Raw genomic sequence first — 22461 nt, 5'->3', positions numbered from 1 at the left:
GTCGGTCAAGCGCAGGCGGTCAAGCGCAGGCGGTCAACGGCAGGCGGTCAACGGCAGGCGGTCAAGCGCGGAGGCGGTCAAGCGCGGAGGCGGTCAAGCGCGAACGGTGGGCTCCGCTCGTTCGACCGCGAGTGCGTGGCGGATGTGTCGCCAGCTATCCGGCGACGATGATGTGCAGGGTGCGTGGGCCGTGGACGCCCTCGACGCGGTTCAACTCGATGTCGCTGGTGGCGGACGGGCCGCTGATCCAGGTCTGCGGCCTGCGGGGATCGAGGCGGGGGAGGGCTTCGACCGGAGTGCCGACGATCTGATCGGTACGGACGACGCAGAGGTGGTAGTCGGGCAGCAGGGTGAGTGCGCGGCGGCCCTGGGTCGGCCCGGTGTCGAGGATGATGGTGCCGGTCAGGGCGATCGCGGTGGCGACCCCGGTGAGTACGCCGTCGGTGCTTTCGAGCTGGTCGTTGGCCAGCGGCGGGTCGTCCGTGACCGTGGTGAGGCCGGCGACCCATTCCGCGGGGAGGTCGGCCGGGACGGCGAGGGTCCGGCCGTCGGCGGCCCGGGCGATCTCGCCGGGCAGGTCCGCCACCGGGACGCGGGTGATGGTGGCCCGGTAGTCGGCGGCGCGCTCGGCGAACAGCTCGACCAGATCGGTGCCCTCGGGTAGGGCACGCCGGTAGTCGCGCGGGACGGCGACCGGTGCGGGAGCCGGTCCGAGGGCGGCCCGGATCCGGCTGAGGATCTCGGTCTTCGCGTCGCTTGCCTGCGTCATCTGTGGGTCTTCTTCCACCAGGCGCGGAACGACTGGGTCGCGGGTGGGGCGAGGTCGCGGTGGGTGAACCAGGCACGTGCCCAGCCGGGGGTACGGGTGCGCAGCCAGGCCGGTCCGCCCCGCAGCCGCCGGGTGCGACCGAGCAGGAGACCGCCGATCCGCTGTGCCGCGGCCAGGCGGCGGGAACTGGCGAACGTGGCCTTCGCGGCGGACATGACGGCCCGCTCCCCGAGGTGCCCGCGCTGGTGGCTCACCGCTCTGGCGCGCAGGTCGAGGAGCACGTCGGGGATGTTGATGCGAACCGGGCAGGCGTCGTAGCAGGCGCCGCAGAGCGACGACGCGAACGGCAGGGAGGCGGTCTGCTCGTCGACCGGGTGCTGGTTGATGCCGCGCAGTTGCGGGGTGATGATCGCGCCGATCGGGCCGGGGTAAGCCGAGCCGTACGCCTTTCCGCCGGTGCGTTCGTAAACCGGGCAGACGTTGAGGCACGCGGAGCACCGGATGCAGCGCAGCGCCTGGCGACCGGTCGGGTTGGTCAGGGTGGCGGTGCGGCCGTTGTCGAGCAGGACGAGGTGGAACTCCTGGGGGCCGTCGCCGGGGGTGATGCCAGTGAAGGTGGAGGTGTAGGGGTTCATGCGCTCGGCGGTGGAGGACCGGGGCAGCAGCTGGAGGAAGACCTCGAGGTCGGCCCAGGTGGGCACGAGTTTCTCGATGCCGACGACGCTGATCAGGACCTCGGGCAGGGTCAGGCACATGCGGCCGTTGCCCTCGGACTCCAGGATCACCAGCGTGCCGGAGTCGGCGACCGCGAAGTTCGCTCCGGACACGGCGACCTTGCTGCGGAGGAACTTCTCCCGCAGGTGCAGGCGGGCGGCCTCGGCCAGATCGCCGGGATTGTCGGTGAGGTCGTCGGGGGCCGGGCGGCCGACCTTGCTCATCTCCCGGGTGAAGATGTCGCGGATCTCGCTGCGGTTGCGGTGGATAGCCGGGACGAGGATGTGGCTGGGCAGGTCGTGGCCGAGCTGGACGATGAGTTCGGCGAGGTCGGTCTCCCAGACGTCGATCCCGGCCTCGGCGAGCGCGATGTTGAGTTCGATCTCCTGGGTGGCCATCGACTTGATCTTGACGATCTCGGTGGTCCCGTGCTGCCGGGCGATCGCGGTGACGATGCCGTTGGCCTCGGCGGCGTCCCTCGCCCAGTGCACCACCCCGCCGGCCGCGGTCACCCGTTCCTCCAGCTGGAGGAGGAGTTCGGGGAGGCGAGCCAGGGTGTCGTCCTTGATCGCCGCGCCGGCCACGCGCAGGGCTTCCCAGTCGGGCAGCTCCGCCACGGCGCGGACGCGCTTGTCGCGAATGGTGGTGGTGGCGTGCTGCAGGTTGGCGCGCAGTTGGGGGTCGGCCAGCGCCTCGGCGGCTGTCCGCGGGAACGGGGGCATGCCCAGAAACGTCGGATGCCCACCGCGCTCAGGGATGGTCGGCGTGGTCATGCGGCCGCCAGCGGCGCCGAGGGACGAGGCGTCGCGGTCAAGCGGCCGGTTCTTGGCGGTCATGCGGCCGCCAGCGGCGTCGAGGGACGAGGCGTCGCGGTCAGGCGGCGGGTTCTTGGCGGTCATGCGGTACCCGCCAGGATCTCGGCGAGGTGCACGGTGCGGACCGGGGGCTGCTGGCGGGACAGCAACCCGCCGATGTGCATGAGGCAGGACGTGTCGGCCGCGGTGAGATAGGTCGCGCCGGTGGCGTGGACGTCGGCGGTCTTGTCGTTGCCCATCGCCGCGGAGGTGTCCGGATTTTTCACGCTGAACGTGCCGCCGAATCCGCAGCACGCCTCGGGGTGGCCGAGTTCGACCAGCTCGAGGCCGGCGACGTGGGACAGCAGGCGTTGCGGGCGGTCGCCGATGCGCAGCACCCGCTGCGAGTGACAGGTGCGGTGGAACGCCACCCGGTGCGGGAAGTATCCGCCGACATCCTCCACCTTCAGCACGTCGGTGAGGAATTCGCAGAGCTCGTAGACCGGCGGCGGGGTGCGGTCCGGGGCGATGACCGGATGGTAGTGGCGGATCATCGAGGCGCAGGACGCGGACGGGGTGACGACCGCGTCGTACCCGGCGAACACGCTGGCGAAGTTGGCGACCAGCGGGACGCACTCGGCCCGGTACCCGGAGTTGAAGTGCATCTGCCCGCAGCAGGTCTGCCCGGCCGGGAACTCGACCGTCACGCCGACCCGTTCCAGTACGGTGACCGTGGCCTTGCCGACCTCCGGGAACAGCGAGTCGTTGAAACACGTGATGAACAGCGCCACGCGCATCGGCTAGTCCCGCCTACCGTTGTCGGGCCGCTTGACCGCGGCCTTGCGCCGACCGGCCCCGGACCGCTGGACCGCGGCACCTCCTCCGTCGGCGCCGCTGGCCGTCCGGTGTACCTCGGCACCGCTGGCGGACGGAGTTGCCAGTCCGATCCGGGCGGCGGCCGAGTCCCAGGCGCCGGGGTCGCCGGTGGGCTCGAAGCGCCGCAGCGGCTGGGTCGCCGCCACCAGTGCCCGCATCGCCGGCAGGTCCGCCGGGCCGCCGTCTGCGCGCGCCTGCACCAGGACGTTGCCCAGCGCGGTCGCCTCGACCGGACCGGCGACGACGGGCAGGCCGGATGCGTCAGCGGTCAACTGGCACAGCAGTTCGTTGCGGGCGCCGCCGCCGATGAGGTGCACGGCGTTGATCGTACGCCCGGACAATCGGGCGGCGGCGCGCAGCGCGGCCCGGTGCGAGAGCGCCAGGCTCTCCATGACGCAGCGCACGTACGCCGGCCGGTCCGCCGGGACGGGCTGGCCGGTGCGGGCGCAGTACGCGTCGATGCGCGCGGGCATGTCGCCCGGTGCCAGGAAGGTCGGGTCGTCGGGGTCGACGAGCGAGGCGAACGGTGCCGCCGACGCCGCGGCGGCCAGCAGCGCGCGGGTGTCCGGCTCGCGCCAGCCACGCTGGCACTCCTGCAGCAGCCACAGCCCCATCACGTTGCGCAGGTACCGGATGGTGTTGTCGACGCCGAGTTCGTTGGTGAAGTTCTCCGCGCGGCTGCGCTCGGTCAGTACCGGGGCAGGCAGTTCGACACCGACCAGGGACCAGGTGCCGGCGCTGATGTACGCGAAGTCCGCCGCGAGCGCCGGCACGGCGACCACGGCCGACGCGGTGTCGTGAGAGCCCACCGCGACCAGCGGCAGGTCCAGGCCGGTGTGCGACGCCAGGGTGCCGATGGGTGAGCCGGGATCCCGCAACGCGGGGAACAGGTCGCGGCGCAGCCCGAGCCCGTCGATCAACCCGGTGGCCCAGTCGCCGCCACGGGCGTCATAGAGGGCGGTGGTGGACGCGTTGGTGCGCTCGGTGCCGACCTGCCCGGTCAGCCAGTACCCGAGCAGGTCGGGGACCAGCAGCACGCGCTCCGCCGCCGCCAGCCGACCGCGGGGCTCGGCCAGCAGCTGGAAGACCGTGTTGAACGGCAGGTGCTGGGTACCGGTGACCGCGTACCGCCCCGGGTCCGGTACGGCGACCGTCTCGGTGCGGCTGTCCCGGTAGTGGTACGGCAGGCCGAGCAGGGCCCCCTGCCGGTCGATCAGCCCGTAGTCGACGGCCCATGAGTCGATGCCGACCGAGACCGGCCCGTCACCGCAGCGGTGCAGGCCGGCCAGCAGCTCCCGGTAGAGCCGGACGATGTCCCAGTGCAGGCCGTCGGGCAGGCGCACCGGTTCGTTGGGAAACCGGTGCGCCTCGGTCAGTTCGAGCCGGCCGTCGCCGACCTCGCCCACCATCACCCGGCCGCTGGCGGCCCCGAGGTCGACCGCCGCGTAGCGACGGGTGGTCGGGGGCCGGGGGCGGCCGCTCATCGCAGGAACGCGGCGGCGACCCCGGCGTCGACCGGGATGTGCGTGCCGGTGGTGTGCGAGAGGTCCGGGCCGACGAGGGTGAACACCGCCGCCGCCACGTGCTCCGGAAGGACCTCCCGCTTCAGCAGGGTCCGCTGGGCGTAGAAGGCGCCGAGGTCTTCCTCCTTGACGCCGTACACCGCGGCCCGCTGGGCGCCCCAGCCGCCGGCGAAGATGCCGGATCCGCGTACCACGCCGTCCGGGTTCACGCCGTTGACCCGGATGCCGTACTGGCCCAGCTCGGCGGCGAGCAGCCGCACCTGGTGCGCCTGGTCGGCCTTCGCCGCGCCGTACGCCACGTTGTTCGGCCCGGCGAAGACGCCGTTCTTGCTGGCGATGTAGACGATGTCCCCGCCCATGCCCTGCTCGGCCATCACCCCGGCGGCCGCGCGGGCGACCAGGAAGGAGCCGCGGGCCATCACGTCGTGCTGCACGTCCCAGTCCTGCACGGTGGTGTCCAGCAGCGGCTTGGAGATGGACAGCCCGGCGTTGTTGACGACCAGGTCGACGCCGCCGAACGCCAGCACCGCGCCGCGCATGGCCGCCGCGATCCGCGCCTCGTCGGTGACGTCGACGTCGACCGCGACGGCCGTGTCGGTACCGCCGATGCTCTCCGCCACGGCCCGTGCCGCCACGGCGTCGCGGTCGGCGACCACCACGCAGGCGCCCTCGGCGGCGAGCCGGATCGCGGTGGCGCGACCGATGCCGGAGCCTCCGCCGGTGACGAACGCGACCCGGGTCGCCAGCGGCTTCGGCTTGGGCATCCGGCGCAGCTTGGCCTCTTCCAGCTCCCAGTATTCGATGCGGAACTTCTCCGACTCGGGAATCGGGCGGTACTCCGACACCGCCTCGGCGCCGCGCATCACGTTGATGGCGTTGACGTAGAACTCGCCGGCCACCCGGGCGGTCTGCTTGTTGGCGCCGAAGGAGAACATGCCGACGCCGGGTACCAGCACGATGGCCGGGTCGGCGCCGCGCATTGCCGGGGAGTCCGGGGTGGCGTGCCGGTCGTAGTAGGCGGCGTACTCGTCCCGGTACGCCTGGTGCAGCTCGCGCAGCCGGGCGCTGACGTCCGCGAGCGGCGCGGTCGGCGGAAGGTCCAGGACGAGCGGGCGCACCTTGGTGCGCAGGAAGTGGTCCGGGCAGGACGTGCCCAGCGCCGCCAGCCGGGGGTGTTCGGCACGGGACAGGAACTCCAGCACCACGTCGCTGTCCGTGTAGTGACCCACCTGCGCCCGGTCGGTCGAGGCCAGCCCGCGCAGCAGCGGGAACAGCGCGGCGGCCCGTTCGTGCCGCCGCGTCTGGGGCAGCGGGGCGAAGTCGGGCAGCGCGGCACCGAACGGCTCCGCCCTGCCGTGCGACTCGATGAAGGCGGCGGCGGTGCGGATGATGTCCAGCGAGTTCGCCTCGCATTCGGCGGAGGAGTCGCCCCAGGCCGTGATGCCGTGCCCACCCAGGACGACGCCGATCGCCTGCGGGTGCTTCGTCCGGATGGCCGCGATGTCGAGGCCCAACTGGAATCCGGGCCGCCGCCACGGGACCCACGCCACCCGGTCGCCGAAGCACTCCTTCGTCAGCGCCTCGCCGTTCGCGGCGGTGGCCAGCGCGATGCCGGAATCCGGGTGCAGGTGGTCGACGTGTGCCGCGTCGACCAGGCCGTGCATCGCGGTGTCGATGGACGGCGCCGCGCCTGCCCGCCCGTGCAGGCAGAAGTCGAACGCCGCGACCATCTCGTCCTCCCGGTCCACGCCGGGGTACACGGACACCAGGGAGCGCAGCCGGTCCAGCCGCAGCGAGGCCAGCCCGGCCTCGGTGAGCGTGCCCAGGTCGCCGCCGGAACCCTTGACCCACAACAGTTCCACCGGCCCGCCGGTCACCGGGTCGATTCCGGTCCCCTTCGCCGAGGTGTTGCCGCCCGCGTAGTTGGTGTTGCGCGGATCGGCCCCCAGCCGGTTGGACCGTGCCAACAACTCGGCGACCGTTTCCTTCTCAGTCATGACCTCATGCTCCCCAGCCGGCCTGGTGGCCGCCCACTCGCTCGCCTGCAATCTTCGTCGCGTACCCGCTGCGCGCGTACGCCGCCATCGGGTCGGCGTCGAGCCCCTGCTCCTCGCGTACCTCGGCGAGCAGCGGCCGGACGTCGGTGTTGAAAGCATCCATCAGTACCGCGTTGGCACCGAGCACATCGCCGGCCCGTTGCGCGGCGGACAGCGCCGGCCAGTCGACCAGCAGAGCCTTCGCGGTGGCCTCCTGTACGTTCATGACCGACCGGATCTGCGCCGGGATCTTCGGCTCGATGTTGTGGCACTGGTCGAGCATGAAGTTCACGCCCGAGGCCGCGTCCAGGCCGCCGCCCCGGATCACCTCGTGCATGATGCGGAACAGCTGGAACGGGTCCGCCGACCCCACCATCAGGTCGTCATCGGCGTAGAACCGGGAGTTGAAGTCGAAGGCGCCGAGCTTGCCGGCGCGCAGCAGCATGGCGACGATGAACTCGATGTTCGTGCCCGGCGCGTGGTGCCCGGTGTCGACCACGACCTTCGCCTTCTCGCCCAGCCGCACGCAGTGCGCGAACGACGTGCCCCAGTCCGGGACGTCGGAGTGGTAGAAGGCGGGCTCGAAGAGCTTGTATTCCAACAGCATCCGCTGCCGGTCGCCGAGCCGCTCGTACAGCTGGGATAGCGACTCGGCGAGCCGGTCCTGGCGGCTGCGGAAGTCGTCCTGGCCGGGGTAGTTGGTGCCGTCAGCGAACCAGAGCTTCAGGTCGGCCGAACCGGTCGCGTCCATCACGTCGACGCACTCGACGAGGTGGCCGACCGCCTTGTCCCGCACCGCCGGGTCGGGGTGCGTGACGCTGCCGAGCTTGTAGTCGTCGTCCTGGAACGTGTTGGAGTTGATGACGCCGATGCGCATGCCGTGGCTTTCCGCGTGCGCGGCGAGCTTGCCGTAGTCGGCCACCTTGTCCCACGGGATGTGCAGGGACACCGTCGGCGCGACGCCGGTGTGCCGGTGCACCTGAGCGGCGTCGGCGACCTTCTCGAACGGATCGCGGGGCACACCCGGCTGGGAGAACACCTTGAACCGGGTGCCGGAGTTGCCGAACGCCCACGACGGCAACTCGATGCGCTGGGACCGCAGAGCCGCCTTGACGGCGGTCGGGTTGGCCGCGCCGGTACCGGCGACAGCGGTGGGGCCGGCCGCGCTCGCGACGCCGGTCGTGTCGGCCGCGCCGGCTGCGTCAGCTGTGTCGGCGGAGGAGGCGTCGCGGTCAAGCGGCCGCTCGCTACGAGTCATGGGCTTCTGCTCCTGCTCTGTCGCCGGCGGTGGGTGGGCGGTGCGCGCTCCAGACGGGGTCCACGATGCCCGGGATGGACGCGGTGCGGCGTCAGGGACTTGTGAATCGTTTCATGAATCGCTATACTAAGCCTCCGCCCAGCAGGCGTCAAGACTGGCCTGCGCGGGTCCTGGCGCGACGAGACGGGCAACGAGACGGAGCGAAATGGTCAGCATCAAGGATGTGGCGCGCCGCGCCGGAGTGTCGGTGGGCACGGTCTCCAACGTCATCAACCGGCCGAGCTACGTCTCACCCGACACCCGTGCGCGGGTCACCGCGGCCATCGACGAGCTGGGGTTCGTGCGCAGCGAATCGGCTCGCCAGCTGCGCGCCGGGCGCAGCCGGACGATGGCCTTGCTGGTGCTGGACATCGCCAACCCGTTCTTCGTGGACGTGGCCCGGGGAGCCGAACGTGAGGCCCGCGGCGCCGGACTGGGCGTCATGTTGTGCAACAGCGGCCACGATCCCGCGGTGGAGGCGGAGTACCTGTCCCTGTTCGCGGAGCAACGGGTGCGCGGTGCGCTGATCACCCCCGCCGACGCCAACGGCGCGAACGTGGCCTCGTTCCGGCGGCGGAAGATTCCGTTCGTGATGGTCGACCGGGTGGAGATGTCCGACGAGCTGTGCTCGGTGTCCATCGACGACGAGGTCGGCGGCGAACTGGCCGTGCGCCATCTGGTCCGGGCCGGGCACACCCAGATCGTGTTCGTCAACGGCCCGCTCACCCTCGCCCAGTGCCGCGACCGGCTGGCCGGCGCCAGCCGGGTCATCAAGGACGCCGGACTGCCCGCCGAGGCGCTGACCGTCCTCGAGGCGGAGCAGATGACCGTCGCCTCCGGTCGGGACGCCGGAAGCCGGCTGCTCGGTCTCGCCAACCGACCGACCGCCGTGTTCTGCGTCAACGACCTGGTGGCTCTCGGCGTGCTGCAGGCGATGTTCACCGCCGGGGTGCGCGTGCCGGAGGACGTGGCGATCGTGGGCTACGACGACATCGAGTTCGCGTCGGCCGCCGCGGTACCGCTGACGTCGGTACGGCAGCCCGCCTTCCGGATGGGGCAGACGGCGACCGAACTGCTCATCGAGGAGACCGGCGAGGACAGCGCCGAACACCAGCACCGGCGCGTGGTTTTCCAGCCCGAGCTGGTGGTTCGCGCGTCCAGCCCGGCGTCCTGGCGCAGGTGACGTAGGCGGAACGGTCACAGCTGGGTCTCGGGCGACGGGGAGCCTTGACACGCTTGAAACCTCTCAGTAGTGTCTGTGCTCACAGTATGAAACGATTCACGGTTCCGTTCATCGACGGTCGTTTTCGGCGGGACGGGTGCCGTCGCTTGCCAGGCAGCGGAATCGTTCGCGACACCGTCCATGAGATACAGCAAGTTCATCCTGGGAAGGACGTTCGTTTCATGGAGCGTCAACCATGAGCACACCGGTACCGGGGCCACCCGTGCTGGCGCTGCGCGGAGTCGGCAAGTCCTTCGGCTCGGTACGCGCCCTCCAGGACGTCTCGCTCGACCTGTACGCCGGCGAGGCGCACGCGCTGGCCGGCGAGAACGGCGCCGGCAAGTCGACACTGATCAAGACGCTGGCCGGGGTGCACCGGCCGGACGCCGGCCAGGTCCTGCTGGACGGGCAGCCGGTCGCCTTCGCCGGCCCCGGCGATGCCCGCGATGCCGGGGTGGCCGTCATCTACCAGGAGCCGACGCTGTTCCCCGACCTGTCGGTCGCGGAGAACATCTTCATGGGCCGCCAACCGCGGCGCCCCGCCAGCCGGTTGCGGCGCATCGACCGCCGCGCCATGCACACCGAGGCCGCCGCGCTCTTCTCCCGGCTCGGCGTGACGCTGAACCCGACCGCGCCGGCACGCGGCCTGTCCATCGCCGACCAGCAGATGGTCGAGATCGCCAAGGCGCTGTCCCTGAACACCCGCGTTCTGATCATGGACGAGCCCACCGCGGCACTGACCCCGGGCGAGGTGAACCGGCTCTTCGCGGTGGCGACCGCGCTGCGCAAGGAAGGCGCGGCGGTGCTGTTCATCTCGCACCGGTTGGAGGAGGTGTTCGCCCTCTGCCAGCGGGTGACGACCCTGCGCGACGGGCGGCTGGTGGCCAGCGAACTGGTCGCCGACCTGACCCCGGACGACCTCGTCCGCCGGATGGTGGGCCGGCACCTCGACACGCTGTACCCGAAGGCCGAGGCGCAGATCGGCGACGTGGCGCTGGAGGCCGAGCGGCTGACCCGGGAGGGGGTCTTCACCGACGTCTCGTTCCAGGTGCGCCGCGGCGAGATCGTCGCGTTGGCCGGCCTGATCGGCGCCGGCCGCACCGAGGTCGCCCGGGCCATCTTCGGTGTCGACCGGTGGGACGCCGGTCGGGTGGTGCTCGGCGGCACGGACCTGCCGGCCGCGTCGCCGACCGCCGCGATGGCGGGCGGCCTGGCGCTGGTACCCGAGGACCGCCGGGCACAGGGCCTGGTGATGGACGCGTCGATCGAACGCAACCTGGGCCTGACCCGGCTGCGCACGCTCAGCCACGCCGGCCTGATGAGCCGCCGCCGGGAACGCAACCAGGCGGCCGACTGGGCGCTGCGCCTGCGGTTGAAGTACGCCCGGCTCTCCGACGCGGTCGCCATGCTCTCCGGTGGCAACCAGCAGAAGGTGGTACTGGCCAAGTGGCTGGCCACCGAGCCAAAGGTGCTGATCGTCGACGAACCGACCCGCGGCATCGACGTGGGTACCAAGGCGGAGGTGCACCGGCTGCTCTCCGAACTGGCCGGACGGGGGCTGGCGGTACTGATGATCTCCTCGGACCTGCCCGAGGTGCTCGGGATGGCCGACCGGGTCCTGGTGATGCACGAAGGACGGCTGGTGGCGGAGATATCCCGTGCCGAGGCGACCGAGGAGACCGTGATGTCCGCCGCCACCGGCCAGGTGAGGGTATGAGCGCCGCGATCCAGGAAACGGTGCAGCCGGCGCCGGTACGCCCCTCGGAGTCGAAGAGGTTCGTCGAGCGGATCCTGCGGGTACGCGAACTGGCCCTGCTGGTCGTCCTCGCCGTACTGATCGTCGGTACCGAGCTGGACGACCACCGGTTCCTGTCCCAGCAGGGAATCAAGGACCTGTTGCTGAACGCGGCCATCCTGGTCATCGTCGCGACCGGCGAGGCGACCGTGGTCATCACCCGCAACGTGGACCTCTCGGTCGGCTCGACGCTGGGCATCGCCGCGTTCGCGGCCGGCGACTACCTCAGCGGCGGCGGCAACCCGCTCGTCGCGGTGCTCATCAGTGTGCTGCTCGGCGCGGCGCTGGGGCTGGTCAACGGCACGCTGGTCAGTTTCGGCCGGGTACCGTCGCTGGTTGTCACGCTCGGCACCCTGTACATCATCCGGGGCGTGGACTCGATCTGGATCGGGTCACGGTCGATCGTCGCGAGCAACCTGCCGCACAACTTCGTCCAGGTGGGCCACGGTGGGCCGTTCATCCTGCCGTACCTGGCCATCATCGGGGTCGTCGTGCTCGTCCTGGTCGGCCTGTTCCTCCGGTCGTACCGCAGCGGTCGAGAGCTGTACGCGATCGGTTCCAGCCCGGAGGCGGCCCGGTTGGCCGGTGTCGCCACGCGCAAGCGGATCACCGCGGCGTACCTGTTCTGCGGTGCGCTGGCCGGTCTCGGCGGCGCCCTGTATCTGGCCCGGTTCGGCAACGTCGACTCCGGTACCGGCGGCAGCTACGAGCTGACCGTGGTCAGCGCGGTGGTGGTCGGCGGCGTCGCGTTCACCGGCGGCTCGGGCAGCGTGTACGGCGCCGCCCTGGGTGCCGTCCTGCTCACCACCATCAACAGTGTGCTGCCCGGTCTCGGCGTGAACTCCTCCTGGGAGCAGGCCATCGACGGCTTCCTGCTGCTGGCCGCGATCGCGGTCGACCGGCTCGTCGCGGTGCGGGTCGCGAACGTGTTGCGAAGGAGGAACGTCCGCCATGGCTGAGTCGACTTCCACACCCGTGGCGGAGGCCGGCACGGAGCCGCGCGGCACCGCGCGTCACGGCCGTCCCGGTACCCTTCGCCTCGGTGCCCTGGTGCGCTGGGACACCGTCGTCGCGCTCCTGGTCGTCGTGGTGCTCATCTACGGCTTCGCCGGGGTGGCGAACTTCGGTTCCGCGATCAACCTGTCCTTCCTGATCGGCAACACGATCGCCGTCGCGATGGTGGCGCTGCCGATGACCATGCTTGTCGTGGCCGGCGAGGTCGACCTGTCGGTGGGTTCGATGGTCGGCCTGTCCAGCGCGCTGATGGGCGCGTTGTGGAACGCGAACTGGCCGATCGACTACCTCATCGTGTTCTGCCTCCTGGCCGGCGCGGTGGGCGGTCTGCTCAACGGGTGGCTGGTGACCCGGTTGGGGCTGCCGTCGCTGGCGGTGACCATCGGTACCCTGGCCGCGTACCGAGGTCTCGCGCAGATCATCCTGGGCGCCAACGCGGTGACCGACTTCCCGCAGAACTATCTCAACTTCGGCGCGGGACGCATCGGCTCCACGTTCATCCCGTACACCTTCATCCTCTACGCGGTGCTGCTGATCGCGGCGGCGGTGGTCCTGCACGCGACCCCGATCGGCCGGTCGCTGTTCGCCATCGGTGCCAACCGGGAGGCCGCGTTCTTCGCCGGCATCCGGGTCAAGCGGCTCAAGCTCGCGATGTTCGTGCTCACCGGACTGATCTCCGCCCTGGCCGGGGTGATCTGGACGCTGCACTACGCGAGCGCCCGGTACGACAACGCCACCGGGCTCGAACTGTCCGTCATCGCTGCGGTGCTGCTCGGCGGCGTCGACTTCGACGGCGGCAAGGGCACCCTGTGCGGGGCGGTCGCGGGCGTCGCGCTGCTCGGCGTTCTGCAGAACCTGATGAGCCTGTCTGACGTGTCCGCCCAGTCGCAGACGGTCGTCACCGGTGCGCTCCTGGTCATCTCCGTGCTCGGGCCGAGGGTCGCCCGGCAGGTCCGGGAGGTCGTCCGGAGGCGCAGATCCGCCACGGCGGTCCCGGTGGCCACGGCGTCCGCTCCGGATGTCGCGGGCGACGCCTGACACCGTCGTCCGTACTTATTGACACACCCCGATGTGAAAGGACCTCGTGATGGCAATTCGTTTGTTCGCGCCTGGTCGGCGCTGGTCGGTGGCGGTGGCGGGTGCCGCCGTCATCGGGATGGCGTTGGCGGGTTGCGGTGGGGCGACGAAGAGTTCGACGGACTCCGGTGGTTCGGGTGGTGCGGCCGCGCAGGGTACGGCCAACCCGAACGGGCAGGTGAAGAAGGGCTTGAAGATTGCCTTCCTGCCGAAGCAGACGAACAACACGTATTTCACGACGCTGGATTCGGGTGGGAAGAAGGCGGTCGAGGCCGGCGGTGGGGTGTTCAAGGAGGTGGGTACCAGCAGCGCGACGGATACCGCGGGCCAGGTGTCCTATGTGAACACGCTGACGCAGCAGGGGATGAACGCGATCGTGCTGTCGGCGCAGGACCCGAACGCGTTGTGTACGTCGTTGAAGCAGGCGATGTCGGCGAAGGTCAGTGTGGTGACGTATGACTCGGACACGAATCCGGACTGCCGGCAGGCGTTCATCAATCAGGCCAGCTCGGAGTCGATCGGTCGTTCCGAGGTGCAGTTGCTGGGCAAGGAGCTGAACTACACCGGAGACATCGCGGTGTTGTCGGCGGCGCAGACGGCGACGAACCAGAACACCTGGATCGGGTTCATGCAGCAGGAGTTGAAGGACCCGAAGTACGCGAAGATGAAGCTCGTCAAGGTCGTGTACGGCAACGACGACGCGCAGATGTCGTTCCAGCAGACGCAGGGACTGTTGCAGTCGGATCCGAACCTGAAGGGGATCATCGCGCCGACGACGGTGGGTATCAAGGCGGCGGCGCAGTATCTGGACGGGTCGCAGTACAAAGGGAAGGTGCAGTTGACCGGTCTGGGTGACCCGAACGACATGCGGCAGTACGTGAAGGACGGCACGGTGACCGCGTTCGAGTTGTGGGACGAGGTCAAGTTGGGGGAGTTGGCCGGGTATACGGCGGCGGCGTTGGCGTCGGGGATCATCACCGGCGCGAAGGGCGAGACGTTCACCGCGGGCGACCTGGGCAAGTACACGGTGGGGGACAAGGGCGAGGTCATCCTCGGTGACCCGACCGTGTTCAACGCGCAGAACATCGACCAGTACAACTTCTGACCGCCGGTGCCGTGGGCCCGCCCGCCCGGGCGAGCCCACGGGCACGGGAAGGACCGGACGCGTGGAACGGATCTGCTTTCTGCTCAAGGTGCGCCCCGACCGCATCGAGGAGTACCGGCGCAGGCACGCGGACGTCTGGCCGGAGATGCGCCAGGCGCTGCACGACACCGGCTGGCACAACTACTCGCTCTTCCTCCGCGACGACGGACTGCTCGTCGGCTACCTGGAGACCGAGGACTTCGAGGCGGCCCGGGCCGCGATGAACGCGGCCGAGGTGAACGCGCGCTGGCAGGCCGAGATGGGCCCGATGTTCGAGGCGCTGGACGGTGCGGCGCCCGATGAGGCCATGCGCCCGCTGGTCGAGGTGTTCCACCTGCCGTAGTCCTGTGCGGGTGAGTCCTGTGCGGGTGAGCGCTGTGCGGGTGAGCGCTGTGCGGATGAGCGCTGTGCGGGCGGGCCTCCTGTGCGCGTGGGCGGCTCAGCCCACCCCGCCGCTGAGGTAGTCCGTCGTGCCAGTCAGGCACAGCAGCGTGCCGGCGATGCCGCGGGCGCCGACGACCCGGTAGGACACGCCGCGCTCGTCGGCCCGTTGCCGCCCCTCGACCAGGGCGCTCAGGCCCCGGCAGTCGAGAAACGTCACGTCGCTGAGGTCGACGACCAGGCGGCGGGTGCCGACGTCGTCGAAGGCCGCGGCGATCGCCTTGCGTACGCACGGTTCGGTCGTCAGATCCACGTCGCCGACCGGGCGGATCGTCGCCGTGCCGCCTTCGGTCTCCACCTGGATCCGGAAGGACATCACCGGCTCCTTGCCTGACGAGCAACCCTCGGTCGTCACCTGCCATCCCACGGCAGGCGGGCGGGTACCATTATTTGCACTATAGCAAAGGTCTGCCGGACCGCAGGGTAACGGTTTCGCGTCGCCGGGTCAGGCGGTCCTGCGGCCCGGCTCCCGCGTCTCGCCGGATCCGGCCGGGTGCGCCGCCGCCGCGCTGAACGCGTCGAGCGAACGCACCAGTTCCTGGCGGGCCGTCTCCGGCATCCGGACGAGTACCGACTCCAGTGCCCTCCGGCGGTTGCGGCTCAACTCGTCCAGCACGTTCACCGCGGCCGGCGTCAGTACCAGTTGCACCTCCCGCCGGTCGCTGGAGTGCGGGGTACGGCGCAGGTACCCCAGCGCCTCCAGCCGGTCGCACAGCCGGCTCGCGGACGACGGGCCGACGTTCAGCGCCTCCGCGAGGCCGTTGACGTTGATGCCATGCCGCACGTTGACCAGGGTCAGCACGCGCAACTGGGTGGGCGACACGGGAAGGGGTGGCTGCATCCGTGCCGGATCGAGCGCGGCGGACAGCGCCTCGGCCGCCGTTTCCAGGCGGGCCGCCAGGTTCGTCAGGCGCTGCATTCCACCACTCCTCGCGTCTACGGGACCTGCCTGCCGTCACCCGATTGTCCGTGCCAGTCCAGGCAGAGCACCACGGCGTCGTCGACCAGTTCGTCGCCCTCGTGGTAATCGTGCAGTCCGCGCATAACGCTACCAACCGCCTCGGTCGGCGGCTGCAGGCGCGTCGAACGGATCACACGATGCAGGTGGCGGTCGCCGAACGGCGCCTGGTCCCCGGGCGTGGCGGCGTGCACCCCGTCGCTGATGATGAACAGCCGGTCCGCGGGTTCGAGGGTGAACCGCTGGATCTCGTACCGCGTGTCGTCGAACATGCCGAGCGGCAGTTGCTGCTCCAGGCCGATCGGGGTGGTCTGGCCGCTGCGCAGCCGCAGTGCCCGGGGAGAGCCGCCGTCGATCGCCAGCACCAGCCCGGTGTCGAGGTTGACCTCCAGCAGCAGGGTGGCGGTGTGTGCCCGCCCGGCGTGCCTGCTGAACAGCGCCTCCGAGGCCAACTCGGCCTGCTCGACCAGGTTTCCACCCGAGCGCCGCGCGTTGCGCATGGCGTTGACCGCCAGCAGGGTCAGCAGTGTCGCGTCCATGCCCTGGCCGTACCCGTTGAGCGCGGTGATCGTCAGCCGGTGGTCGGTCAGCGACCAGTCGAAGTGGTCGCCGCACACCGCGTACGCCGGCTCCAGCTGTCCGGCGAGGGTGAAGTTCGGTCCGCTCAGGGCGCGCCCGGGCAACATCTCCCACTGCATCTCGGCGGCCATCGTCAGCCGGCGGGTACGGCGGGCCCTCCGGTACCGGTCGGTGATCCGGTCGGCGTTCAGCAGCGCCACGGCCAACTCGTCCGCCAGCCCGGACAGCTCGCCGAGCTGGTCGTCGTCCAGCCCGGAGACGGAGTCGATGAGCAGCACCCCGATCCGCTCACCCCAGACGCTCAGCGGGAGCAACACGCGCACGCCGCTGCCGGTGGGCAGGCGCTCGATCACCACCCGCTGGCTGCTGAAGGACCGCGCCGCGGCCGACCGGTCGCGGAGCGATCCGGCCACACTGTGCGTACCGTGCAACAACGGCCACAGTCCGGCGATCTGGTAGTCCGCCAGCAGGGCGTCGGCGCGGTATGCGCCGTAGTACTTCTTGACGTGGTCTTCAATGACCTCGACGAGCCGGTCGGGGTCGGTACGGCGCAGGAGTTCACCGACCGGTGGTGGTGTCTCGGACATCGGTCACTCCTCTCCGTGTCGCGTCGCGCTCCGAATATTTGTCATGAGGCAAACGATGATAGCGGGGCGCTGCGGCACTCAGACAGAGAGTTCCCGGAGCGCGGCCAACGGAAACGGCGGGCCCGTCGCCGGGCCCGCTCACCAGCGGAATCCGGGGTCGGGCGGGCGGCGCGTCCGGCTGGGGGTCTGCCAGAAGGCTCTAAGCTGAGCGCGGTGAGAGAGGACCTGACATACCCGGGCAATCGCGAGCTGGCCTCGTCGCGGATGCGGCTGGGCATCCTCAGCGGGGTGGCGGTGGTGGTCGGCATCGTGACCGGACTGTGGATGAAGCCGGTCGTCGCCGCGCTGTTCGGCTGGGACTTCCTGTCCGCCGCGTACATCGTCTGGACCTGGCTCGGCGCGCGGCGGCTCGATCCGGCCGCCACCCGACGGCTCGCGGTCAGCGAGGATCCCGGCCGCGCCGGGTTCGACATCCTGCTTCTCGCCGCCAGCGTGGCGAGCCTCGCCGGGGTCGGCATCGTCATCGAGGCGGGTGGCTCGCGGGGAAGAGGCGGGCAGGATCTGGCCGCGGGCCTGGCCGTCGCGAGTGTCGTACTGTCCTGGTCGCTGGTGCACACGGTGTTCACCGAACGCTACGCCCGCCTGTACTACAGCGAACCGGTCGGCGGGGTCGACTTCAACGACCCCGAGCCGCCGAACTACGTCGACTTCGCGTACCTCGCGTTCACCATCGGCATGACGTTCCAGGTCTCCGACACGAGCCTGAGCAGGAAGACGATCCGGGCCACCGCGCTGCGGCAGGCCCTGCTGTCCTACCTGTTCGGCGCGGTCATCATCGCGGCCACCATCAACCTGCTGGCCGGCCTGCCCCGGTAGCCGGAGGCCGGGCCGCCGCCCGTGCGGCGACCCGGCCTCCGGCGGCGGGAGCGGATCACGTATACGCGTTGAATTCGGCGATGGACCACCAGGAGGTGCTGGTGCCGGTTTGGGTGACGCGGATGTAGCGGGCGTTGGTGGCGGTGAACGGGACGGTCAGTAGTGCGGTGGTGCCGGTTCCGGTGGCGGCGGTGGTCCAGGTGGTGCCGTTGGTGGAGAGACTGACCTGGTATCCGTGGGCGTAGTCGTTGGTGCTGCCGGCGGAGTCCATGGTGATCTGGTCGATGGTGTGGGCGGTGCCCATGTCGATGGTGATGGTCTGGCCGTTGGCCATGGGTACGCCGGTGCTCCAGCGGGTGGTGGTGTCGCCGTCGAGCATCCGGGCGGGGGTGTCGGTGGTGCTGGTGACCGAGGCGGTGGCGGTCCAGCCGGTACGCGACAGGACGGTCTGCCCGCCTCCGCCCCCGCCGCTGCCGACGGTGGTCGACCCGGTGAGGCGGATGTCGCGGGAGGACGAGCCGACGTAGATCTGGTGGGTACCGGCGGAGTTCGTCCACCCGTTGCCCGTCCAGGTCTGGAAGCTGCGCGCGTCCAGCGTGAGGCTCACGTGCTGGCTCTGCCCGGGGTTCAGGCTCACCCGCTGGAAGCCGCGCAGGTTCTTCGGCGGTTCGCCGGTGGCCGCCGGCTGCCCGACGTAGACCTGGGCGACCTCGGCGCCGGCGCGGGTACCGGTGTTGGTAACGTCGAACCCTACCGCCACGGCGCCGTTCGCGTCCCGTGCGCCCACGGTGAGGTTCGCGTACCCGAAGGTGCTGTAGGACAGGCCGTACCCGAACGGGTACAGCGGCGTCTTGTTCTGGCTGTCGTACCACCGGTACCCGACGTCGATGCCCTCGGAGTACTGGACCGTGCCGTTCTGCCCGGGCCACTGCGCGGTGGTGTGCGCCGGGGCGTCGGCCAGCGACTGCGGGAACGTGACCGGCAGCTTGCCGGAGAAGTTGGTGTCGCCGAACAGCAGCGCGGCGATGGCGTTGCCGTCCTCCTGGCCGGGGTACCAGTTTTCGACGACGCCCTTCACCGAGCCGGCCCATGGCATGGCGACCGCGGAGCCGCTGTTGACCACGACCACGGTGTTCGGGTTCGCCGCGGCCACGTCGGTGACCAACTGGTTCTGGTCGGCGGACAGGTTGATGTCGGCCAGGTCGCCGCCCTCGGACTCGAACTTGTCGACGAACACCACGGCCAGGTTGGCGTTGCGCGCCGCGGTGACAGCCTGGTCGTGCAGCGACTGCCCGGGCACCTGCCAGCCCAGGCTCACGTTGGACCCGCCGCCGGCCTGGTAGTAGTCGACCTCGATGCTGACCGGCTGGCCCGCGGTCAGCGTGACGGTGCCGGTGCGGGTCGTCGGACCCTGGTTGAACCAGTTGTTGATGACCTGCTTGCCGTTGACGAACAGCCGGCTGCCGTCGTCGCTGTTGAGCGAGAACTGGTAGCTGCCGGTGGCCGGTGGCCGCAGGGTGCCGGTCCACTTCACCGACCAGTTCGTGGCGTTGACGCCGGGAGCCGGGGATGCGCCGCCGTACACCACGTCCACGCCTCCGTCGACCCGGCTGGCGACGACCGCTCCGGACAGGTCGGTGCTGTTGTGGTACTGGCCGAACAGCCCGGTTCCGGTACCCGAGGACGGGGTCAGGTACGAGCTGTCCACCGGCGGCAGTTGGCCGCTGCCCGACGCGACGCCCTGCGCGAAGGTGACCGTGGCGGCACTGCCGGCCCGGTTGCGGATGCCCTGGTACGGCGTGACGAGGTAGGGCGGGTTGACTCCGGCGCTGCCGCCGCCCTGGGACATCGCGTCGGTACCCGCGTCATCGCCGATCACCGCGATCGAGTGCACCGACGTGCCGATCGGCAGCACCGACGAGTTCTTGAGCAGCACGCTGCCCTCCTCCGCCACCTGCCGGGCGACGTCGGCGTGCGCGCTGGACGTGACGACGGCGCCGGTGGAGCCGGTCTGCGTGGTGTCGAACAGTCCCTGGCGGAACATCGACGTCAGGATCCGTCGCACGTGGTCGTCCACAGTGGACTGGGATACCTGGCCGGACGACACGGCCGAGGTCAGCGCGCCGCCGTAGTAGGTGCTGCCGGGCATCTCCATGTCGAGCCCGTTGTTCGCCGACGCGACGGTGGAGTGGGTGGCGCCCCAGTCCGACGTGATGAACCCGGTGAAGCCCAGGTCGCCCTTGAGGACGCCGTTCTGCAACGGGCCGTTCTCGCAGGCGAACGGGCCGTTGATCGCCGAGTACGAGCACATCACCGAGTCGGCCTGGCCCTGCTGGACCGCGGTCTCGAAGGCGGGTAGGTAGATCTCCCGCTCCGTGCGGTCGGACACGATCGCATTGTCCGCGCTGCTGTTGCGGTTGGTCTCCTGGTTGTAGACCGCGTAGTGCTTCACCTGGGCCATCGGGCCCTGGCTCTGGATGCCCTGGATGTCGGCGGCACCGATCTGCCCGGCCAGGTAGGGATCCTCGCCCAGCGACTCGAACGCCCGGCCCCAGCGCGGATCCCGGACGATGTTGATGGTCGGCGCGAGCACCACGTTCGTACCCTTGCCCCACTGCTCGGCGCCGAGCACCTGCCCGTACTGGCGCATCAGGCCGGTGTCCCAGCTCGCCGCGCCGGCCACCGGCGCCGCCAGCTGGGTCACGCCGGTGAACCCGTCGCCGGCCCCGACCGGGCCGTCCTGCAGGTGCAGCGGCGGTATGCCCAGCCGGGTGTTGCCGTCGACGCAGCCGACGTACCCGCACGACGCGCCGCCGTGCAGCATCGTCAGCTTCTCCGTCAGGGTCATCGCGGCCAGCAGTTCGTTGGCACGGTCGAGAGGGGTCTGCGCGGCGTTCGTCCAGGGCTGGGTGGCGGCGTGCGCCTGCGGGGCGGCGACGGCGAGCACGCCCGCCGTCACGAGCAGGGCGGTGCCGGCGCGCGACAGGATGCGTCTGGCGTGGCGCATGAAGACTCCAAGGGGGACGGACGCGCGGGCGACCGCGGGGCACGGTGCGCCGTGAGCGTGACGGTGGAGTCTCCGCGGTCCGCGGGCGGCGGGCCGGGAGCTGCGGTGCGGGTTATACGGTGCGGGTTATCGGGGCGGAAGCGGGGGAGCGGGCTCTTTGGAGATAGAGAGTCGTCGCAGTGTCGAGGTCCTGTCAAGGGTTCGCGGCCGGAAAGTTTACGCCTTGAAACATCTCGGGAAGTCTCGATCTGTGTCGATGGGTACGGAAGTGTCGTAGCGCCCGGCTAGCCTTCGGGTTCATGGATGAGCTCGACTACTACCGGCAGCACAGCCGGTCGACCGACCCGGGCGCCCGGCGTCATCTGTTGCGCGGCCTGCCCGCCGACGTCGCCGGGATGGCGAGGGTGATCGGCGGCGTCATGGTGCACCGCGACGACGCCTGGCGGTTCGGCTTCACTCTTCCGGAGCACCGTCGCGACGAGGCGAACACACGGCACGTCGAGGCCATCCTCGACTACCTCGGCACGCTCGACGAGCGCCAGCCGGCCGACCGGTTCGCCGGCACTTGCCGGGATTTCACGGTGCTGCTCTGCGCGATGCTGCGGGAGGCCGGCGTTCCGGCCCGGGCCAGGGCCGGCTTCGCCGGCTACTTCGCCGACGGTTTCTTGGACGACCACTGGGTGGTGGAGGTCTGGGACGACGAGCGCGGGTGGCACCTGGTCGACGCGCAGGTCGCGAGCGCCCCGGGGGTCTATACCGGCGCCGAGATCGATCCGCTGGACGTGCCGCGCGACGGGTTCCTCGTCGGCGGCCAGGCGTGGCAGGAGTGCCGGTCCGGGCAGCGTGACACCGACCGGATCGGCACCAGCGCCGCGGGTCTGACCGGGCTGTGGGAGGTGCAGGGCAACGTCGTCCGCGACCTGGCCAACCTCAACCGGGTGGAGACCCTGCCCTGGGACAACTGGGGCCTCATCCCGATCCGCTACGACCAACTCGATCCCGCGGATGTCGACCTGCTCGACCGGGTCGCGGCCGTCGGTGCCGCCGGTGGGCCCTTGCCTCAGGCAACCGAGTCCTACCACGCCGATCCGCGGCTGCCGGTGCCGGCGGACCTCGCGGCGCGCGGCGGCTGACGGCGCGGGCGGTCGGAGTCTCGGCTCGTCGCGCGGCGGAGGCCGCGGACCTGGGGTCCGCGGCCTCCGGTGGAGGTGCGAAGGGTCGGCAGGGCTCAGCTCGCGAAGGCTTGGACCTCCCAGAGTGAGTAGCCGTACTGGGTGGCTCGGGCGGTGTCGTAGATGCGTAGGTAGCGGCCGGATCCGGTGATGTTCAGGGTTTGTAGGCCGCCGGTGCTGGTTGTGGTGGTGTAGATGGAGGTCCAGGTGGTGGCGTTGGTGGAGGTTTGGACCTGGTAGGCGGTGGCGTATGCGGTTTCCCAGTTGAGGACGACTTGGCAGATGTTCTGGGTGGAGCCGAGGTCGATCTGTAGCCATTGGGGGTCGGTGAAGGTGCTGGACCAGCGGGTGCCGGTGTTGCCGTCGACGGCGTTGGCGGGTGCGGTTCCGGCGTTCTCGGATGAGGACGCGGTCGCGGTCTTGCCCTGGGCGACGTTCGTCGTTCCGCAGGTGCCGCCCCCGCCGGTACCCGTGGTGTAGACGCCGACCTCCCAGAGTGAGTAGCCGTACTGGGTGGCTCGGGCGGTGTCGTAGATGCGTAGGTAGCGGCCGGATCCGGTGATGTTCAGGGTTTGTAGGC

19 protein-coding genes are annotated in these 22461 nt (G+C 70.5%); 8 read left to right on the top strand and 11 right to left on the bottom strand.

Annotation, left to right across the window (positions count from 1 at the left end; genetic code table 11):
• Nucleotides 1-154: 154 nt before the first annotated feature.
• The 6 genes from Raf01_RS42615 to rhaI form a co-directional block, all read right to left on the bottom strand.
• Nucleotides 155-769, bottom strand: a complete 615-nt coding sequence (locus Raf01_RS42615; protein WP_203923838.1) for a LutC/YkgG family protein — start codon at nt 767-769, stop codon at nt 155-157.
• On the bottom strand, nt 766-2256 hold the full coding sequence (locus tag Raf01_RS42610; protein ID WP_203923840.1) for a lactate utilization protein B: 1491 nt from the start codon (nt 2254-2256) through the stop codon (nt 766-768). Before Raf01_RS42610 ends, Raf01_RS42615 begins: the two co-directional genes overlap by 4 nt.
• Nucleotides 2257-2378: 122 nt before the next feature.
• Complete coding sequence (locus Raf01_RS42605) at nt 2379-3074, bottom strand: (Fe-S)-binding protein (protein WP_203923837.1); 696 nt, start codon at nt 3072-3074, stop codon at nt 2379-2381.
• A gap of 3 nt (nt 3075-3077) precedes the next feature.
• Entirely contained in the window at nt 3078-4637 is a 1560-nt protein-coding gene (locus Raf01_RS42600; RefSeq protein WP_203923836.1) for a rhamnulokinase, read from the bottom strand.
• A complete protein-coding gene (locus Raf01_RS42595) occupies nt 4634-6673 on the bottom strand; it encodes a bifunctional aldolase/short-chain dehydrogenase (RefSeq protein ID WP_203923835.1) in 2040 nt (679 codons plus the stop codon). Before Raf01_RS42595 ends, Raf01_RS42600 begins: the two co-directional genes overlap by 4 nt.
• Nucleotides 6674-6677: 4 nt before the next feature.
• A complete protein-coding gene (rhaI, locus tag Raf01_RS42590; RefSeq protein ID WP_203923834.1) occupies nt 6678-7970 on the bottom strand; it encodes an L-rhamnose isomerase in 1293 nt (430 codons plus the stop codon).
• Between the two features lie 205 nt (nt 7971-8175).
• Here rhaI and Raf01_RS42585 point away from each other — a divergent pair, with 205 nt between their 5' ends.
• From Raf01_RS42585 to Raf01_RS42560, 6 genes are all read left to right on the top strand, one after another.
• A complete protein-coding gene (locus Raf01_RS42585) occupies nt 8176-9192 on the top strand; it encodes a LacI family DNA-binding transcriptional regulator (RefSeq protein ID WP_203923833.1) in 1017 nt (338 codons plus the stop codon).
• Between the two features lie 235 nt (nt 9193-9427).
• Nucleotides 9428-10948, top strand: a complete 1521-nt coding sequence (locus Raf01_RS42580) for a sugar ABC transporter ATP-binding protein (protein ID WP_203923832.1) — start codon at nt 9428-9430, stop codon at nt 10946-10948.
• Nucleotides 10945-11985 (top strand): ABC transporter permease, encoded by a 1041-nt coding sequence (locus tag Raf01_RS42575; protein ID WP_203923831.1) that lies wholly within the window; start codon nt 10945-10947, stop codon nt 11983-11985. Before Raf01_RS42580 ends, Raf01_RS42575 begins: the two co-directional genes overlap by 4 nt.
• On the top strand, nt 11978-13078 hold the full coding sequence (locus Raf01_RS42570; RefSeq protein ID WP_203923830.1) for an ABC transporter permease: 1101 nt from the start codon (nt 11978-11980) through the stop codon (nt 13076-13078). Before Raf01_RS42575 ends, Raf01_RS42570 begins: the two co-directional genes overlap by 8 nt.
• 49 nt (nt 13079-13127) lie before the next feature.
• A complete protein-coding gene (gene rhaS, locus Raf01_RS42565) occupies nt 13128-14222 on the top strand; it encodes a rhamnose ABC transporter substrate-binding protein (RefSeq protein WP_203923829.1) in 1095 nt (364 codons plus the stop codon).
• A 61-nt stretch (nt 14223-14283) separates the two neighbouring features.
• Nucleotides 14284-14604 carry an L-rhamnose mutarotase gene (locus Raf01_RS42560; protein ID WP_203923828.1) on the top strand — a complete coding sequence of 107 codons (321 nt, stop codon included), beginning with the start codon at nt 14284-14286 and terminating at the stop codon, nt 14602-14604.
• Between the two features lie 96 nt (nt 14605-14700).
• Here the strand turns inward: Raf01_RS42560 and Raf01_RS42555 are convergent, their stop codons facing one another.
• The 3 genes from Raf01_RS42555 to Raf01_RS42545 form a co-directional block, all read right to left on the bottom strand.
• Nucleotides 14701-15018: an STAS domain-containing protein gene (locus Raf01_RS42555; RefSeq protein WP_203923827.1), complete on the bottom strand. Its 318-nt coding sequence runs from the start codon at nt 15016-15018 to the stop codon at nt 14701-14703.
• Nucleotides 15019-15147: 129 nt separating this feature from the next.
• Nucleotides 15148-15621: a MarR family winged helix-turn-helix transcriptional regulator gene (locus Raf01_RS42550; protein ID WP_203923826.1), complete on the bottom strand. Its 474-nt coding sequence runs from the start codon at nt 15619-15621 to the stop codon at nt 15148-15150.
• 17 nt (nt 15622-15638) lie between these two features.
• The gene (locus tag Raf01_RS42545) at nt 15639-16826 is read right to left on the bottom strand and encodes a PP2C family protein-serine/threonine phosphatase (RefSeq protein ID WP_203923825.1); all 1188 of its coding nucleotides are present in this window, start codon (nt 16824-16826) and stop codon (nt 15639-15641) included.
• Between the two features lie 213 nt (nt 16827-17039).
• Here Raf01_RS42545 and Raf01_RS42540 point away from each other — a divergent pair, with 213 nt between their 5' ends.
• Nucleotides 17040-17702: a DUF1345 domain-containing protein gene (locus Raf01_RS42540; RefSeq protein WP_203923824.1), complete on the top strand. Its 663-nt coding sequence runs from the start codon at nt 17040-17042 to the stop codon at nt 17700-17702.
• A 55-nt stretch (nt 17703-17757) separates the two neighbouring features.
• Here the strand turns inward: Raf01_RS42540 and Raf01_RS42535 are convergent, their stop codons facing one another.
• Complete coding sequence (locus Raf01_RS42535) at nt 17758-20709, bottom strand: beta-glucosidase (RefSeq protein ID WP_203923823.1); 2952 nt, start codon at nt 20707-20709, stop codon at nt 17758-17760.
• A 299-nt stretch (nt 20710-21008) separates the two neighbouring features.
• Between Raf01_RS42535 and Raf01_RS42530 the strand changes: the two genes are divergently transcribed.
• Complete coding sequence (locus Raf01_RS42530; RefSeq protein WP_203923822.1) at nt 21009-21842, top strand: transglutaminase-like domain-containing protein; 834 nt, start codon at nt 21009-21011, stop codon at nt 21840-21842.
• A 95-nt stretch (nt 21843-21937) separates the two neighbouring features.
• Here Raf01_RS42530 and Raf01_RS42525 read toward each other — a convergent pair.
• A partial coding sequence (locus tag Raf01_RS42525) for a discoidin domain-containing protein (RefSeq protein WP_239134418.1) occupies nt 21938-22461 on the bottom strand: 524 nt, incomplete at its 5' end.

The organism is Rugosimonospora africana (assembly GCF_016862975.1).
GTDB lineage: Bacteria > Actinomycetota > Actinomycetes > Mycobacteriales > Micromonosporaceae > Rugosimonospora > Rugosimonospora africana.
The sequence above is the reverse complement of the archived record's forward strand: the minus strand, read 5'-3'. Positions and strand labels throughout refer to the sequence as shown.

Bases quoted from the DNA above. Each gene is read 5' to 3' on its own strand.
- Raf01_RS42610 (WP_203923840.1), bottom strand. From the start codon at position 2,256: ATGACCACGCCGACCATCCCTGAGCGCGGTGGGCATCCGACGTTTCTG.
- Raf01_RS42615 (WP_203923838.1), bottom strand. From the start codon at position 769: ATGACGCAGGCAAGCGACGCGAAGACCGAGATCCTCAGCCGGATCCGG.
- Raf01_RS42555 (WP_203923827.1), bottom strand. From the start codon at position 15,018: ATGTCCTTCCGGATCCAGGTGGAGACCGAAGGCGGCACGGCGACGATC.
- Raf01_RS42530 (WP_203923822.1), top strand. From the start codon at position 21,009: ATGGATGAGCTCGACTACTACCGGCAGCACAGCCGGTCGACCGACCCG.
- Raf01_RS42545 (WP_203923825.1), bottom strand. From the start codon at position 16,826: ATGTCCGAGACACCACCACCGGTCGGTGAACTCCTGCGCCGTACCGAC.
- Raf01_RS42550 (WP_203923826.1), bottom strand. From the start codon at position 15,621: ATGCAGCGCCTGACGAACCTGGCGGCCCGCCTGGAAACGGCGGCCGAG.
- rhaI (WP_203923834.1), bottom strand. From the start codon at position 7,970: ATGACTCGTAGCGAGCGGCCGCTTGACCGCGACGCCTCCTCCGCCGAC.
- Raf01_RS42535 (WP_203923823.1), bottom strand. From the start codon at position 20,709: ATGCGCCACGCCAGACGCATCCTGTCGCGCGCCGGCACCGCCCTGCTC.
- Raf01_RS42600 (WP_203923836.1), bottom strand. From the start codon at position 4,637: ATGAGCGGCCGCCCCCGGCCCCCGACCACCCGTCGCTACGCGGCGGTC.
- Raf01_RS42585 (WP_203923833.1), top strand. From the start codon at position 8,176: ATGGTCAGCATCAAGGATGTGGCGCGCCGCGCCGGAGTGTCGGTGGGC.
- Raf01_RS42570 (WP_203923830.1), top strand. From the start codon at position 11,978: ATGGCTGAGTCGACTTCCACACCCGTGGCGGAGGCCGGCACGGAGCCG.
- Raf01_RS42605 (WP_203923837.1), bottom strand. From the start codon at position 3,074: ATGCGCGTGGCGCTGTTCATCACGTGTTTCAACGACTCGCTGTTCCCG.
- rhaS (WP_203923829.1), top strand. From the start codon at position 13,128: ATGGCAATTCGTTTGTTCGCGCCTGGTCGGCGCTGGTCGGTGGCGGTG.
- Raf01_RS42595 (WP_203923835.1), bottom strand. From the start codon at position 6,673: ATGACTGAGAAGGAAACGGTCGCCGAGTTGTTGGCACGGTCCAACCGG.
- Raf01_RS42575 (WP_203923831.1), top strand. From the start codon at position 10,945: ATGAGCGCCGCGATCCAGGAAACGGTGCAGCCGGCGCCGGTACGCCCC.
- Raf01_RS42580 (WP_203923832.1), top strand. From the start codon at position 9,428: ATGAGCACACCGGTACCGGGGCCACCCGTGCTGGCGCTGCGCGGAGTC.